Raw genomic sequence first — 16,113 nt, 5'->3', positions numbered from 1 at the left:
CATTAACGAGTAACATTTTGCCGAATTTGTGACTTCATGAAAAGCCGCGTCGTTTCATATTCGATATCAGCAATCATTTGTTCAAACATATGATATCCAGCAGTTTGGTATTCAACTAATGGGTTCAATTGACCATAGCCACGAAGACCAACCGATTGACGGAATTGATCCATGACATCAATATGATCAGTCCAGTGAGAGTCAACCACCCGTAGTAAGACCACTTTTTCAAATTCCAACATTTGAGCTGGGTCATACAATTGCTTTTGTTTGTCCTTATAGACTTGCTTAGCAAAGCCCATCAAGAAGTCAACCATTTGGTCGGGGGTCTTATTCATCAAGTCAGAAACAGAAATGGTTCCAGGGTTAACAAGCACTTCTTCTGCAAAGTCCACAATTCCCTTCAGATCCCAATCCTTCTTGTCACCAAGCGTGTGTTGTTCTACTTCACGTTGGATCGTCCGCTTAAAGATTGGCATCAGAACCCACTTCAGAGATTTCTTTTCGGTAATTACTTCTTGACGTTCCTTATAGATGATTTCACGTTGTTCACGCATAACATCATCGTACTGCAAAACGTTCTTTCGTGAGTCATAGTTGTTACCTTCAACCCGCTTTTGTGCAGATTCAACTTGGTGTGTTAAGAACCGACTCTTAATAACAGCATCATCATCTTCAACCTTCATCCGTTCCAGGAAAGCCTTGATCCGATCACCACCGAACCGCTTCATTAAGTCATCTTCAAGTGACAGGTAGAATTGTGATAAGCCTGGATCTCCCTGACGACCTGATCGGCCCCGCAACTGATTATCAATCCGCCGCGATTCATGCCGTTCAGTCCCAATAACAGCCAAACCGCCTAGTTCACGAACACCGGGGCCAAGCTTAATATCGGTCCCCCGTCCGGCCATGTTAGTCGCGATCGTAACCGCACCTTTTTGACCGGCATTCTTGATAATATCGGCTTCCTTAGCGTGATTCTTGGCGTTCAAAACAACGTGAGGGATGTGTTCTTTATCGAGAAGGTGGGATAAGTATTCAGAAGTTTCAACCGCAACAGTCCCGACCAGAATTGGCTGACCCTTTGCATGCAACTTCTTAATCCGTTCAACAACTGCATGGAACTTACTCTTCAGCGTCGGGTACAGCAAGTCGGGTTCATCCTTCCGAATAACTGGTTTGTTAGTTGGAATGGTAATGGTTTCCATGTTGTAGATTTCCCGGAACTCTTCTTGTTCAGTCTTAGCAGTTCCCGTCATTCCGGCTAACTTACTGTACATTCGGAATAGGTTCTGGTAAGTGATGTTGGCCATGGTCTTGTTTTCTTCTTGGATTTGGACACCTTCCTTGGCTTCGATCGCCTGGTGCAAACCATCAGAGAAACGCCGTCCCTGCATAACACGTCCAGTAAATGAGTCAACGATTAAGACTTCACCGTCAGTAACAACGTAATCCTTATCCTTCAACATGATGTAATTGGCCCGCAATGCCTGATCCAAGTGGTGGGTCAAAGCCGTGTTTTCAGGATCATAAAGATTCTTTAAGTTAAAGTACTTTTCAGCCTTTTGAATTCCCGCATCAGTCAAGGAAACAGTCTTGGATTCCAAGTCAATCTTGTAGTCGACTTCATTCTTTAAAGTCTTCACAAAGCGATCTGCTTGCTTGTATAACTTAGAAGTTCCTGTCCCCGGACCAGAAATAATCAATGGGGTCCGCGCTTCATCAATTAAAATCGAATCCACTTCGTCAACCAAAGCATAGTTTAATCCGCGCTGAACTTGGTCTTCTTTGTAAACGGCCATATTGTCACGCAAGTAATCAAACCCAATTTCACTGTTGGTAGAGTACATAATGTCAGCCTTATAAGCCTCGCGCTTTTGCTCCGGGCTCATTTCAGAGTTGTTAACACCGACACTGCAACCTAACCAGTTATACAGCTGACCCATTTCAGTGGCATCACGTTTGGACAGGTATTCGTTAACCGTAATAACATGAACACCCTTCCCGGAAATAGCATTCAGGTAAACAGGCATCGTCGCCGTCAGCGTCTTACCTTCACCGGTTTTCATTTCAGCAATGTTACCTTCGTGCAGCACAATACCACCCATGATCTGAACATGGAACGGGTACAGGCCCAGGACCCGTTTAGCTGCTTCACGGGCAACCGCAAAGGCCTCTGGAAGCATATGATCCAGCGTTTCACCTTTTTTGTACCGCTCGCGAAATTCATCTGTCTTTGCCTTTAATTGATCATCACTTAAAGCCGCCATCGGTTTGGCGTATTTTTCAACTTTATTCGCGATCTTATTAATCCGCCGTAGCTCACGGCGATCGCTTTCAATCCACTTTTTAAGAATATTGGCCATAAAAGCGTCCTTCCTAAATTTGATTGCTTGACTAGTTTTTTGCGCTACTCAAGCCAATTATGATTTATATTCTAACCTTAATATTTTAACACGCTTAAGGTGGAATGAAAATGAAACGCTCACCATTTAAAATAAAAAGACTGCGGATCAATTCCACAGTCCAGTAGTTATTAATTTATTAAGCTTTATTCGGCTTCAATCAGGCCATACCGACCGTCCTTACGACGGTAAACAATACTTGTACCATTAGTACCAGCATCTTGGAATACAAAGAAGTCATGACCAAGCATGTCCATTTGGAGAACCGCTTCTTCTGGGTCCATTGGCTTCAATGAAATTTGCTTAGTCCGAACGATCTTCAAATCGTCATCACTAGTTTCATCATCATCTGAAGGTACAAATTCAATGTTCTTCAGGCCTTTTTCACGGGACTTACGGTTAACCTTAGTCTTGTACTTCCGGATTTGCCGTTCCAACTTATCCGTTACTAAGTCGACACTTCCGTACATATCGTTGGAAGTTTCTTCAGCACGTAGAGTTAAGTATGGTAATGGGATAGTCACTTCTACTTTATAAGTACGGCTTGGATATACCTTTAAGTTCACATGTGCAGTAGCTTCAACACTATCCTCAAAGAACTTTTGCAGTTTACTAATCCGCTTTACCACATAGTCCCGGATTGAATCAGTAACTTCGATGTTTTCGCCACGAATATTGAACTTTAACATTGTACTTCTCTCCTTTCAGTCAAGCTAATGGCTTGATCTGATATCAGAAGGACCACTCTTCTCATATCCTATTTCTATTATAGATTAGTTCAGTGTCAGACACAAATCCTTATAGTGATCATTTAATGATTCTTAACGTGCTAATGATAAAGTCTTCACACGTTGGCATCCTGCTTGCCACAAGAGGTCTGCTGCATGGTATAAGGTTCGACCTGTAGTATAAACATCATCTACCAACAGGATGTGTTGACCAGTAACACGGACATTATTATTTAATTGAAATGGCTGCTGGCTAACCAGTCGTTCTTGTCGAGTTCGTGCTGATTGACGAGCCTTATGATCATCAATGGTGGTAAGAAGCTGGTGAAACTGCATCCCTTCTAAAAAGCCTTCAACTTGATTAAAGCCGCGGGTCCGCAAAGTGGTTGGGGATACGGGAATGGGTACTAAAAGGTCATATTCCTCTTGTTTAATTGCCATTTGTACCACATGTTGAAACACCATTCGCAGTTGATATAATCCTTGGAATTTATAGAGACTCATGTATTCTGCCATTGCTTCATTGTAGTGAAAAAGAGGTCGGTGATGCAAAAATTGTCCATAGTTATTCTTCCATGCTTGGCATTCACTGCAAAGTAATTCACCATTCAACGGATGCCCGCAACCTGGGCAGCACTGCTTACTTAAATGATAAGCACTAAAACGTGCTCGACAGGCATCACATACTGTTTCCCGCTGATGATCAATTGGCAAGAATAATTCAGTTATACAAAGTCGCATACTTAATTGACAGTTACAAAGAAGACAATTCACGTTGCAAGCACCTGCCCTTACGATTCATCAAACTGATTTGACGACGAGCATCATTAACAGAGCGGGATAACGCGCTTACCCAAAAGATCACTCTCCCGGTCGGGCGGGTAACAGCTCGCCCTGCTCGTCCCGCAATTTGGACCAACGCTGAAGATGAAAACACACTATCGTCAGCCCCTAATACATAGACATCGATTTCAGGGAAAGTAACTCCCCGTTCCAAGATAGAAGTGGTAATCAAAAAATCATAATCACCATCCCGCATGGCTTGAACCTTTTCAATTCGTTGCGGATCAGCAGCATAAACAGTCGTAAATCTGCTGTTCGTTAGTTGCCGGTAAAGGACTTGTTCAACTAATGGCAGATCATCGATATGGGGAATAAACAAAAGGCATTGATGTTGAGCGGATAAAGTGGCTTTAATTGAACGAATAAGTGTTAATGGTAACAATCCACGTTCCATGTTTTTTCGCCATCGTGGGGCGAGATTTATTTTAATCTGTGGTAATAAGTGACCATGGTAACGTAATGGTAAATAATGAACATGAAGTTGGTGCCGGTGAATTTGTTGTTCAAGCGTTCTCCCAGGCGTAGCAGTCATAAATAAAATTCCGCCAGTTTTTTTAACCGCATTATTAGTGGCAAATAACAGGGCCTGGTTAGCAGCGTACGGAAATGAATCAACCTCGTCGACAATCAAGTTATCAAAAGCGTGGTAAAAACGCAGTAATTGGTGAGTGGTACATATCGTTAATTGACGATATTGGTAAGGTTCAGGGGTACGCCCATGAAGCAGTGCAATAGGAGTATTAGCAAACGCTGCTTGCAAGCGGGGAAATAGCTCTAGGCATACATCCACCCGCGGTGAAGCAATTGCAATTCGTTCACGACGCGCCAGCGCATGGGCAATGCCAGCAAAGATCATTTCAGTTTTCCCGGCACCAGTGACGGCCCATAAAAGTTGACGTTGATGGTTCGTCATTCCTTGGTCAATTGCTTGGGACACACGTTTCTGTAGTGGTGACAGTTGCCCAGACCATGTTAAAATCGACGTTGGGAGAGTAAAATGGTTGGGTTCAGCCAGATGACCATAACATGCTAGCGACGACGACCGCCCCAAATTAAAGCAAACCGGACAATAGTATTGATTATTTGGCAAATGGCTAGTGTCACAACTACTGGTTTGTCCACAACGGTAACAATAAATGCGGTCACCGTTTTTCTTAACGGCCGGCATAATCTCCAAATTGGGGATCCGAATTTGCTGGGCTTCTTCAGCATTCAATAGTACCCGTCGTCCATAAAAATCCGTTTTCTGCATAACTCAACCCCCTCTCTATCTATAAACGAAAAAAATTACTTTTTGCACGTAAGGAAGTTAAAAATGTCAGAACCATTTCTCACCATTAGTCAAAATACCAGCTTTGAAATGACCATCAAAAAGTCACGCTTTATCTGTACCCTCGCCCGCATCCAAAATGAAGATGAAGCGCAAAAAATGATTGCTCAGGTCAGTGCAGACAACCGGAAAGCCAATCATAATTGTTTCGCTTACATGTTAGGAGATCGTGACCAGGTCCAACGAGAAAGTGATAATGGCGAACCAAGTGGTACAGCAGGGGTGCCAATCCTGGAAGCACTCCAGTTAGCTAAGATTCATAACGTTATCGCAATCGTAACGCGTTATTTTGGCGGCATTAAGCTCGGCGCTGGCGGTTTGATTCGGGCATACAGCAACGTTACTACAAACACAATTCAGCAAGCTGGCTTAGTGCAGCGCGTGAAGCAAACTACTCTGACCATTACTTCATCATACGCTCAACATAACCAACTAACCTACTACCTAAAGGAACACAATGTTCAAGTGGCCGATGAACAATATGCAGTCAATGTCACTACCAGTGTCTACGTTGATCAGGATCGGTTGGAATTGTTGATCAACGACTTAACTAATCAGTTCAACGATCAGCTAACAATGACTAGAGGTGCTGAACGCTATAACGAAGTTCCTTATAAACAAAAATGACTCAGGGTTCCAATATGGAACTTTGAGTCATTTTATTAAAGGACTACTTCAACAATGTTTAATATTACAATCAGGCCAAGTAAGACCGCTACAAAGACTACTACTCGTTTGGTCCGGCGATTACCTGCCTGGAGCGCGGACCATTGACTAATTATCAAGGCAGCCAATAAGCACGCGCAACCAATTACTCCCATTATTCCAGAGTGGAAGCTAGCGTGTTCAATGGAAAAGCTGGCAACTAAAAAGAGACCAACGACAAGCAGTAATGGACTGGTAAGTTTCTTAAAATTCATAAGTAATTCCTTTCGAAAAAGGTTCCATCAAAATTGGTGGAACCTTTTCGTATTTATTCATGTAAGTGGTAGTTATAAGAAGCAACAACAATATTTTGCCGTGAATTAAGAACTGTCCGCAAGCGAACACTGGTCTGGTTATGCAGAGCCAACTGCCATGGATGTTTTGGAATAAATTGCGGAACTAGGACCGTCGTCGAATAGTTCCGGGCAGCCGCCCGTTTAGCAATAACATCAACAAACCGCAACGTTGGTTTGGCAATCGACCGGTAAGACGAGTGAATGTCCACAAACCGAACATCCGGGAATTCAGCCTTAAATTCATTGGCCGTTTTGTGTTCCTTACCAGGGTTCTCATCAAATGACACGTGCATTGCGATAACGTAATCGCCAACTGAACGGGCGTAGTTAATTGCTCCCCGCGTTACCCGAGTAACGTTACCGACCAGCACGATCACTGTGGCCCCATCATAATCGTGAAGTTGAACCTTAGTTTTTTCAGCAACCCGTAATTGTTTAGCAACCTTGATATAGTGCCGGTGGATTGCATGGAACATCAGCATTAATGCGGGCATGATGATCAAGTAAGGCCAAACATTGCCAAAATGCTGCCAGAACAATGCCAAAACTAAGCAGAGGGAAATTACAGCCCCCACAAGGTTAATAATTGCTTTACCAATCCACCAACCATCACGTTCACGGAACCAGTGAATGATCATTCCCGACTGTGACAACGTAAATGGCACAAACACACCGACAGCATACAGTGGAATCAGCATGTTAGTTTTACCATGGAAGATTAATATGAGGATAATAGCCCCGATCGCTAATGAAATGATCCCATTAGAATATCCGAGGCGGTCCCCACGATCCATGAAAGCATGTGGCATGTACTTATCCTTAGCCATGTTAAAGGACAAAATTGGGAATGCGGAAAAACCAGTGTTAGCGGCAACAGTCAAAATCATCGCCGTTGACAGCTGTAAGAGATAGAAGCCAATACCGTGACCACCAAAAATAGCAGCACCAATTTGAGACAGAACTGTGGTCTTACTATTCGGCACAATTCCCAAATAAAAGCCAAAGAAGATAATAGCAATGAAGAAGAACGCCAAGATTCCACTCATGATTGCTAACGTCGTTGCGGCATTTTTTGCTTTCGGTTTATTAAAGTTTGGCACCGCATTAGACACCGCTTCAACCCCAGTTAGGGAAGAAGAACCAGCTGAGAAGGCCCGAATAAATAGGACAAAGGTCATCCCAGCAACTGGACTACCGTAATCTGCTGGTGCCTGGTAATGAACGTGCCCAGACATAATGTCATAGGCTCCCCAAGCAATCATAACAAAGATCATGACAACGAAAAAGTAAACTGGAATCGTCAGGAAGTTTGCACTTTCGCTCATTCCCCGTAAGTTCATAATCATAATCAACAGAACAATAATAACGGCAATCGGTACGGAATAAGGATAAAGCACTGGAATAGCTGATGTAATCGCTTCTGTTCCAGAAGTTGTGGAAACGGCAACAGTCAACATGTAATCAACTAACAGCGATCCCCCGGCAATCAAGCCACCGTTGCTTCCCCAATTACGGGTAGCAACAACATAGGCGCCACCACCGCTTGGGTAGGCATGAATAATTTGTTGGTATGACAACGTAATTGCCAGCAACAGGACTAACACAATGGCCGCAATTGGAATCGAGTACCACATCGCCATTGCTGAAAGGGTCACCAAGACAGTAGTAATCTGTTCTGGACCATAGGCAACAGACGAAATCGCGTCTGACGACAACATGGCAAGTGCCTTAAATTTAGTTAAGTGTGTTTGACCTTCATCTAAGGTCTTGAGAGGCTTCCCAATTAACACCCGTTTAATATAACGCCACATACTATCCTCCTACATAATAGGAATCTTTTATTAATTTAACTGGTTCATCATACAATTAATCACAATGCTTTTCAACGCTCATGCACCGGGATGATGTTCATGATCAAATTGCTCAGCGTCCCGTTGAACGCGATGATTAATCTTATAAGCATCAGGGTCGACCTTCGCCGTATGTGAGTGCAGTGCCCAAACATAAAAAAGCAGCGAGACGATCACAATAACGACAAAATCCCATGGATATGGCAACCAATTACGGCCACCAAAGCCTTCACTACCAATATACGAAATGGCAGCCATAAAAATCATATAAGCAATTAACCAGCTTGCCGACCGGAACTGTTTCTTCCAATCGCTATGATGGTAACGCATTTCATAATATAAGTACACCGGTAGGCCGATTAAAATAACTAAGATCACCTGAATTGTCGTTGGCCACATTGTCCAATAGATCGCCAGACCAGTTAGGACAAAAGCAACCGGTGCCAACCACTTCATGTAATTAGGTTGGAATGGTCGTTCGAGGTCTGGCGCCATCGTCCGTAATGACATAACTGTTACTGGACCAGTCAGATAAGCAATTAAAGTTGCTCCCGTGATAACCGTCGCCAGCAGACTCCAATTCCGGAAAGTATTTAAAATCAGTGTTGCAAAGGCAAGGTCCGCAATCATGGCAAACCGGGGAATCATATAGCGGCGTTGCAGGCGTCCTAGCCACTGCGGCAAATGTCCGGTATGGGTCATTGCGGCTAACGCCCGTGACGCAGTAGCAACGAAGGCGACCCCCGTTCCAAATGGCGAAACGAAGGCATCCATGTACAGGAGAATTGCTAACCAGTTCAGGCTCAAGAGCATCGCAATATCAGCAAAAGGTGACGTAAAGTTAATCCCATGCCAGCCATGTACAGCTAACAATGATGGTGACACAGCACCAATAAATGCTATTTGAAGCATGATGTAGATAGCTGCCGTGATCAGCATAGAGATGATCACACCCCGGGGAATATTTTTCTTGGGGTTCACCATCTCACCACCCATATTAATGATTGTTTGAAAGGCATCATAAGACATAATGATCCCTGAAACGGCAGCAGCTTCGAAAATAGAACGTGATCCATATGGCATGAAAGTATTCATACTATGCCCAAAATTAGCCGGATGAAAGCCGGAGATCAAGAGCATCAAAATAGTCAATGAAGGAAGAACTACTTTGAAAATCGAAATCAGGTTCGTAAAGCGGGTCATCAGTTTAACCGACCAGAAATTAATCAAGGTAAAGATCAACATGAATAAGAAGACAACCCACAGCCCCGCCGTAGTAACGTTGCCATTCTTCATAAATTGATGCGTCCAATTTGCCCATGACCATGGCCATGAACTCATGTATTGAACTGACGCCACCGCTTCCATTGGGACTAGTGTGATCAAGGAAACCCAATTAGCCCAGGCAGCAATGAATCCTAAAAAGGGGCCATGACTGTATTGAGCATAACGACTCATCCCACCACTTTGAGGGAACATTGCCCCTAATTCAACATATGTTAAGGCAATTACAATGATAATTACTGCCCCTATTACCCAGGAAATAATTGCTGCCGGACCCGCAACTTTGGCTGCTGTCCCAGCACCGAACAACCAACCTGAGCCAATCAGTGAATTTAGGGCGAGCATAATCCCTGAAAACAGGGTGATCTTATGTTGCTTTAGTTTATCCATTACTTTCTCCCTCACATCTTACGAAATAGAAAATTAATCATAACATTTACTTTAGCACTTGTTGACAAGAATCGACAATTCCCTCATCAAAATCTGCTAAAAATAGTGTTGTGATATGATCCCTTTTTACAAATCTTGCTGGATTATTGATATTTAAAACACTAAAGAGGCTGGATTAACTCTCAGCCTCTGGTTAGTTATTAATTTTGTGGGGAAAGGATTACATCATTCCGCCCATGCCGGCACCGCCTTGTGGTGCAGCAGGAGTTTGGTTATCCTTTGGTTCTGGCTTGTCAGCCACAACAGCTTCAGTAGTCAACAGCAATGCAGAAACTGAGGCAGCATTTTGAAGGGCAGAACGAGTAACCTTAGTTGGGTCAACAATACCGGCTTCAACCATGTCTTCGAACTTGCCATCGGCAGCGTTGTAACCGATCCCTGGCTTTTCACTCTTCAATTGGTTAACAATAACAGAGCCTTCAACACCGGCATTTTCAGCAATTTGACGAACTGGTGCTTCCAAAGCAGCCTTGACGATCTGAACACCGGTAGCTTCGTCACCACTAGCTTCAACCTTATCTAAGGCTGGCAGAACGTTTACTAAGGCTGTTCCACCACCAGGAACAAATCCTTCTTGAACGGCAGCACGGGTAGCGTTCAAGGCATCTTCGATACGGTACTTCTTTTCCTTCATTTCAGTTTCAGTAGCAGCACCGACACGAACAACGGCAACACCGCCAGAAAGCTTTGCCAAACGTTCTTGTAACTTCTCCTTATCAAAGTCAGAGCTTGCCTTGGAGATAGCTTGCTTAATTTGGTCAACCCGTTCAGCGATAGCTTCCTTAGCACCGGCACCGTCAACAATCGTCGTAGCATCCTTAGTAACAGTGACCTTGTTAGCTTGACCTAATTGGTCAATCGTAGCATCCTTCAGGTTCATACCTAAATCATCAGAAATAACAGTACCGCCAGTCAATACAGCGATATCTTGTAATTGAGCCTTACGACGGTCACCAAAGCCAGGAGCCTTAACAGCAACAACGTTGAAGGTACCACGGATCTTGTTCAATACAAGGGTTGGCAGAGCTTCACCAGTAATGTCATCGGCAATGATTAACAATGCCCGGCCTTCTTGAACAACGGATTGAAGAAGTGGCAAAATGTCTTGAATATTGCTGATCTTCTTATCAGTAATCAAAACATAAGGGTTGTCAAGGTCGGCTTCCATCTTGTCGTTGTCAGTAACCATGTATTGTGACATGTAACCACGATCAAAGCTCATCCCTTCAACAACGTCGACGCTGGTGTCAACACCACGAGAATCTTCAAGGGTAATAACACCATCGTTACCAACCTTTTCCATAGCGTCAGCGATCAGCTTACCAACTTCCTTGTTATCAGCAGAAATGGAAGCAATTTGGGCAATGTCATCCTTAGTCTTAACGTCGTGTGACATCTTCTTCAAAGCTTCAACGGCAGCACGTGTGGCCTTGTCAATCCCCCGACGAATACCAACTGGGTTAGCACCAGCAGTAACGTTCTTCATTCCGGCATTAACAATTGCTTGTGTTAAAACAGTAGCAGTAGTAGTACCGTCACCGGCAATGTCATTAGTCTTTGAAGCAACTTCAGATACTAACTTAGCACCCATGTTTTCAAAGTGGTTTTCCAGTTCAATGCTCTTGGCAATCGTAACACCATCGTTTGTGATGGTTGGGTTACCATAACTTTGTTCAAGAACAACATTCCGGCCCTTTGGACCCATTGTAGTCTTAACAGTGTCGGCTAACTTGTCAACACCGTGAAGCATTTCGTTCCGTGCATCTTCAGAAAACTTAATTTCTTTAGCCATTAATTATTCACCTCAAATTATGTATCAGTCTACTTATTTATAACCAATGTGCTATTAGTCAATAACAGCAACAAGGTCCTTTTCATGAACAACCAAGTACTTTTCGCCTTGGTATTCAACTTCATTTCCAGCATACTTATCAAAGAGGACACGGTCGCCTTCCTTAACAGCAGGGGCAACCTTTTCGCCGTTATCTAAAGTCCGGCCGGCACCGACAGCAATTACTTTTCCAGTTGTTGGCTTTTCCTTGACATTGGAAGCAAGAACAATTCCACCAACCGTCTTTTCTTCTTCTGTTTCAGCCTTAAGAACAACGCGATCTCCTAATGGTTTTAACACGTTAATCCCTCCATCTTGATAATTTTTATTTTCGTTTAGCACTCTCATGTTCCAAGTGCTAATTACATGTTCTACTATAACATTTCATTTGCAGATTGCAATAATAAAGTTTGACTAATTTTGACTTTTATTTTGTGAGAGCTGTTAGTTCACCGGTTTCGGCAATCAAAAAAAGGCCATGGACCTCTATCAGGATCCATGACCGATCAATATTATTTGTCTTCATTTTCTGCATAATTTTTGATGAAGTAGATCAAAGTTTGCAGTTCATTGGTTAAATCAATATTCTGCACTTGAACATTCTTTGGAACTGACAGGCGTACTGGCGTAAAGTTTAGGATTCCTTTGACCCCTACCGCAACCAGTTGGTCAGCCACCTTCTGTGAGGTTGAACTTGGCACCGTCAAAATAACGGCGTCAATCTGTTGCTCCTTGATTTGCTTCTGCATTTCACTAGCAGGATAAATGGGAATCCCACTCTTAACAGTATTTGCTAATTCTGGTTTAGTATCAAAGGCTGCACTGATTCGCAGATTGGTATCCTGATGGAAATTGTAGTTTAGCAAGGCACTACCTAAAGCACCAACGCCGACCAACGCTACACTCGTCAGTGTATCCTGATTTAGAATCCCCTTGAAGAACTTCAAAAGGCTCTCGACGTCATAACCATAACCACGTTTTCCTAGTTCCCCAAAATAGGAAAAGTCACGACGGATTGTCGCAGAATCCACTTGCACTGCTTCTGACAATTCCGTTGATGAAACACGATGCTTGTTGGCAGAAAGCAGCACGCTTAAGTATCGATAATAAATTGGCAGACGCTTGGCAGTTGCCTTTGGTATCTTCTTCGTTGGCATATTAGTTACCCCTCATTTTCTTAATCTAAATTGTTTTTAACATTAATGAACTTAAAAAGTTGTCAAATCAATCAAGTTTGTGAAATCCAATTCTCTATCTATTCTAGCAATAAACCGTGCGTTTGTGAACACACAAACAAAAACTATTCACAAATATTTATGATTTGCCCGGTGATGAGCGACAAACTATCCCACATGCTTTGTGAAATTCATCTTTGACAGCGTATAATAGATAAGTACTCAAATTTGAAGAACGAGGTTAACAAAATGATTCTTTTGCAAGCCAACAATGTAATGCGGCGCTTTGGTGCTGATGTCCTATTTCATGACGTTAGTCTCCAAATTCAGGAACACGGCCGCACCGCTTTAGTCGGTCGTAATGGTGCTGGCAAAACCACCCTGCTTAAAATGATTGCAGGGATCACTACTCCTGATGAAGGCACAATTTCCAAAACGAAAGATTTAACAATTGGCTACCTGGCCCAGGATCAAGGGTTAGATAGTCAAAATAGCATTTGGGCAGAACTAGACTTAGTCTTTGCTCCTCTCCACAAAATGGAAAAAGAAATTCACCAACTGGAGGACCAGCTCGCTAAGCTCGATCCAAATAGCCAAGAATTCCAAATTACTACTGAAACTTATTCACGAGTTCAAGCAGCATTCAAGAAACGGGGAGGCTACGAATACCAGTCCCGGATGCGCGGCATCTTAAAGGGCTTTGGCTTTGAAGAAGCCGATTACCAGACCTCAATCAACTCATTATCTGGTGGTCAAAAGACTAAACTGGCATTAGCAAAAATTCTGTTGCAAGAACCTGGTTTATTAATTCTTGATGAACCGACTAACCACCTTGATATGAACGTTCTGGCCTGGTTAGAAGATTACCTGAAAAGTTATGATGGTGCCCTCTTGGTTGTTTCCCACGACCGGTACTTCCTTGACCGGGTGGTATCTGACATCTACGACTTGGATAACCATACCCTCCGGCATTACAGTGGCAACTATACCCAGTTCATGCACCATAAGCGGGAATGGTTAAAGGCCGAATGGAAGCACTATGACCAACAACAAAAGAAAATTGCTAAGCTGGAAGACTTTGTTAACCGTAACATCGTCAGGGCTTCTACTACTAAGCGTGCGCAGGCCCGGCGTAAGCAATTAGAAAAGATGGATAAAATGGAACGGCCAGAAATTGACGATCGCTCCATCCACTTCCAGTTTCACAGCGACAAAGATAGTGGTAATGAAGTATTAGATGTTGACCACGTCACAATTGGTTATCAGCAGCAAAAATTGGCTGGTCCCCTCTCCTTCAACGTCCGTAAGTCACAACGTGTCGGTATTTTTGGATCAAATGGGATTGGTAAATCAACCCTCTTGAAGTCAATTTTGGGACGAATACCGTTAATTAGTGGAACAATTAAACTCGGTGCTAACTTAGAGATTGGTTACTACGACCAGGAACAGCAACAATTGCACCCGGAGAAGTCTGTGCTGAATGAAGTCTGGGATGACCACCCCAACGTTCCTGAAAAGGATATTCGATCATTACTAGGCAGCTTTCTGTTCGTTGGTGATGATGTTTATAAGAAGGTTAGTGACCTTTCTGGTGGTGAAAAGGCCCGCTTGGAATTAACAAAGTTGTCCTTCAAGCCGATTAATTTTCTTATTCTTGATGAACCGACTAACCACCTCGATATCGATAGTCGTGAAGTCCTTGAAAATGCCATCAACGAGTTTACTGGCACGGTCCTCTTTATTTCTCACGACCGGTATTTCATCAACCAGGTTGCAACTGATGTTTTAGATATGCACGCCGATGGAATTATCCACTACGAAGGTAACTATGATGACTACCTGCAAGCTCAGGCAAAGGTCCCAACTAGCAGTGAGCCAACCACAAAAGCCAAATCCGTTCCTTCTAGCGCTCAGCAATCATACAAGCAAAGTAAAGAAACCCAACGAGCACGTCGAAAAATCCAACGACAAGTTGATCAGTTGGAAAAACAAATGACCGACTTGGAAAACCAACAACAGGAAATCCAGGAACAAATGAGTAAGCCAGAAATTGCTACTGACATTGGAAAGCTATCTGACTTGCAAAAACAACTTGACCAGTTAAATGCTCAATCCGAAGAGGTCGAACTCGAATGGACAAGTGCTGCTGAGAAATTAGAGAAGTTTGACCAAGAAAATAGTTGACATTTTATTAATAAGCAGTGTAAACTGCAAGCAAATGATTCAAGTAGGACAGTATAGAGACCAGCAGTCGTTGGCTGAAAGCTACTGGCAAAGATCCGAATCCTAATCATTGTTAATCACATCAATTTAATAATTAAATGTAAAAGTGTAAAGCATGTCTTTGAACAAGGATGGTAACGCCGTGACTGGTGCCTTGATCAGGACATGCTTTTGTTTTAGAAAGGATGACCGCCATGGGTAAAAAGAATAAACGAATTGTTGTCAAAGTTGGAACTAGTAGTTTAATTTACCCCAATGGCCAGGTAAATTTACGAACCATTGACCGCTTAGCATTCACGTTAGCAACCCTTAGTCACCAGGGATATGAAATGCTGCTCGTTTCATCTGGTGCTATTGGTGTTGGACTTGCCAGTTTAGGGCTAAGCAAAAGACCACAAGAAATTGCCCGGCAGCAAGCTCTGGCATCAATTGGTCAAACCGAACTAATGCGTATTTATTCCCAGCGTTTCTTAGATTATCAAAGCAAGGTAGCTCAGCTCTTGTTAACGCGGGATGTCCTTGAATACCCCGTTAGCCAGCAACACATTTTGAATACCATTACTACCTTGCTGAATGACTCAATCATCCCGATCATCAATGAAAACGACCCCGTTTCCGTTGATGAATTGGATCATCACACCACTTTTAGTGACAATGATGAACTTTCTGCCCAGGTCGCAACCAAAATTAATGCTGACCTGTTGATCGTCTTATCTGACATTGACGCCTTTTATGATAAGGACCCCCACAAGTACCCTGATGCCAAAGCAATTCGCCACGTTACCCATATGACTCCTGAATTGACCCAAGCGGCCAGTGGGTCCAGTACCCAATTTGGGACGGGCGGAATGGTGACGAAATTACGCGCCGCAGCTACGATCATCAATGCTCACCAGCGGATGGTCCTTTGTAATGGTCGCGATCCGAAAATTATCTTTCAGATCTTGGAAGGTCAGCAAGTGGGAACAATATTCGGTGAATAAGGAGGTTTTA

General features: G+C 43.2%; 13 protein-coding genes. 3 read left to right on the top strand and 10 right to left on the bottom strand.

Annotation, left to right across the window (positions count from 1 at the left end; genetic code table 11):
• Positions 1–2: 2 nt before the first annotated feature.
• The 4 genes from secA to FD27_RS01630 all read right to left on the bottom strand — a co-directional run bounded on the left by secA (position 3) and on the right by FD27_RS01630 (position 5,228).
• Complete coding sequence (gene secA, locus FD27_RS01645; protein ID WP_057748536.1) at positions 3–2,366, bottom strand: preprotein translocase subunit SecA; 2,364 nt, start codon at positions 2,364–2,366, stop codon at positions 3–5.
• Between the two features lie 185 nt (positions 2,367–2,551).
• On the bottom strand, positions 2,552–3,094 hold the full coding sequence (gene hpf / locus FD27_RS01640; protein ID WP_057748533.1) for a ribosome hibernation-promoting factor, HPF/YfiA family: 543 nt from the start codon (positions 3,092–3,094) through the stop codon (positions 2,552–2,554).
• 132 nt (positions 3,095–3,226) lie between these two features.
• Positions 3,227–3,874, bottom strand: a complete 648-nt coding sequence (locus FD27_RS01635) for a ComF family protein (RefSeq protein WP_057748530.1) — start codon at positions 3,872–3,874, stop codon at positions 3,227–3,229.
• 13 nt (positions 3,875–3,887) lie between these two features.
• Entirely contained in the window at positions 3,888–5,228 is a 1,341-nt protein-coding gene (locus FD27_RS01630; protein ID WP_057748527.1) for an ATP-dependent helicase ComFA, read from the bottom strand.
• A gap of 63 nt (positions 5,229–5,291) precedes the next feature.
• Here FD27_RS01630 and FD27_RS01625 point away from each other — a divergent pair, with 63 nt between their 5' ends.
• Complete coding sequence (locus FD27_RS01625) at positions 5,292–5,933, top strand: YigZ family protein (RefSeq protein WP_057748526.1); 642 nt, start codon at positions 5,292–5,294, stop codon at positions 5,931–5,933.
• 35 nt (positions 5,934–5,968) lie between these two features.
• Here FD27_RS01625 and FD27_RS01620 read toward each other — a convergent pair whose 3' ends face one another.
• The 6 genes from FD27_RS01620 to FD27_RS01595 all read right to left on the bottom strand — a co-directional run bounded on the left by FD27_RS01620 (position 5,969) and on the right by FD27_RS01595 (position 12,879).
• Positions 5,969–6,226, bottom strand: a complete 258-nt coding sequence (locus tag FD27_RS01620) for a hypothetical protein (protein WP_057748523.1) — start codon at positions 6,224–6,226, stop codon at positions 5,969–5,971.
• A gap of 53 nt (positions 6,227–6,279) precedes the next feature.
• Positions 6,280–8,118 carry an APC family permease gene (locus FD27_RS01615; protein ID WP_057748520.1) on the bottom strand — a complete coding sequence of 613 codons (1,839 nt, stop codon included), beginning with the start codon at positions 8,116–8,118 and terminating at the stop codon, positions 6,280–6,282.
• Positions 8,119–8,196: 78 nt separating this feature from the next.
• Positions 8,197–9,831 (bottom strand): APC family permease, encoded by a 1,635-nt coding sequence (locus FD27_RS01610; RefSeq protein WP_057748518.1) that lies wholly within the window; start codon positions 9,829–9,831, stop codon positions 8,197–8,199.
• A gap of 220 nt (positions 9,832–10,051) precedes the next feature.
• Positions 10,052–11,683 (bottom strand): chaperonin GroEL, encoded by a 1,632-nt coding sequence (gene groL / locus FD27_RS01605; RefSeq protein WP_057748515.1) that lies wholly within the window; start codon positions 11,681–11,683, stop codon positions 10,052–10,054.
• Between the two features lie 54 nt (positions 11,684–11,737).
• Positions 11,738–12,022 (bottom strand): co-chaperone GroES, encoded by a 285-nt coding sequence (gene groES, locus FD27_RS01600; protein WP_057748512.1) that lies wholly within the window; start codon positions 12,020–12,022, stop codon positions 11,738–11,740.
• A 212-nt stretch (positions 12,023–12,234) separates the two neighbouring features.
• Entirely contained in the window at positions 12,235–12,879 is a 645-nt protein-coding gene (locus FD27_RS01595) for a redox-sensing transcriptional repressor Rex (protein WP_057748509.1), read from the bottom strand.
• 267 nt (positions 12,880–13,146) lie between these two features.
• On the opposite strand from FD27_RS01595, the gene FD27_RS01590 reads away from it, so the two are divergent.
• Positions 13,147–15,081 carry an ABC-F family ATP-binding cassette domain-containing protein gene (locus FD27_RS01590; RefSeq protein ID WP_057748506.1) on the top strand — a complete coding sequence of 645 codons (1,935 nt, stop codon included), beginning with the start codon at positions 13,147–13,149 and terminating at the stop codon, positions 15,079–15,081.
• 224 nt (positions 15,082–15,305) lie between these two features.
• Entirely contained in the window at positions 15,306–16,103 is a 798-nt protein-coding gene (proB, locus tag FD27_RS01585; RefSeq protein WP_151495780.1) for a glutamate 5-kinase, read from the top strand.
• Positions 16,104–16,113 lie beyond the last annotated feature (10 nt).

This window comes from Limosilactobacillus frumenti DSM 13145 (assembly GCF_001436045.1).
Classification (GTDB): domain Bacteria; phylum Bacillota; class Bacilli; order Lactobacillales; family Lactobacillaceae; genus Limosilactobacillus; species Limosilactobacillus frumenti.
Note: the sequence above shows the minus strand (reverse complement) of the source record. Positions and strands in the feature narration are given on the sequence as shown.

Coding starts and splice junctions, on each gene's coding strand:
- secA (WP_057748536.1), bottom strand. CDS start 2,366: ATGGCCAATATTCTTAAAAAGTGGATTGAAAGCGATCGCCGTGAGCTA.
- hpf (WP_057748533.1), bottom strand. CDS start 3,094: ATGTTAAAGTTCAATATTCGTGGCGAAAACATCGAAGTTACTGATTCA.
- FD27_RS01635 (WP_057748530.1), bottom strand. CDS start 3,874: ATGCGACTTTGTATAACTGAATTATTCTTGCCAATTGATCATCAGCGG.
- FD27_RS01630 (WP_057748527.1), bottom strand. CDS start 5,228: ATGCAGAAAACGGATTTTTATGGACGACGGGTACTATTGAATGCTGAA.
- FD27_RS01625 (WP_057748526.1), top strand. CDS start 5,292: ATGTCAGAACCATTTCTCACCATTAGTCAAAATACCAGCTTTGAAATG.
- FD27_RS01620 (WP_057748523.1), bottom strand. CDS start 6,226: ATGAATTTTAAGAAACTTACCAGTCCATTACTGCTTGTCGTTGGTCTC.
- FD27_RS01615 (WP_057748520.1), bottom strand. CDS start 8,118: ATGTGGCGTTATATTAAACGGGTGTTAATTGGGAAGCCTCTCAAGACC.
- FD27_RS01610 (WP_057748518.1), bottom strand. CDS start 9,831: ATGGATAAACTAAAGCAACATAAGATCACCCTGTTTTCAGGGATTATG.
- groL (WP_057748515.1), bottom strand. CDS start 11,683: ATGGCTAAAGAAATTAAGTTTTCTGAAGATGCACGGAACGAAATGCTT.
- FD27_RS01595 (WP_057748509.1), bottom strand. CDS start 12,879: ATGCCAACGAAGAAGATACCAAAGGCAACTGCCAAGCGTCTGCCAATT.
- FD27_RS01590 (WP_057748506.1), top strand. CDS start 13,147: ATGATTCTTTTGCAAGCCAACAATGTAATGCGGCGCTTTGGTGCTGAT.
- proB (WP_151495780.1), top strand. CDS start 15,306: ATGACCGCCATGGGTAAAAAGAATAAACGAATTGTTGTCAAAGTTGGA.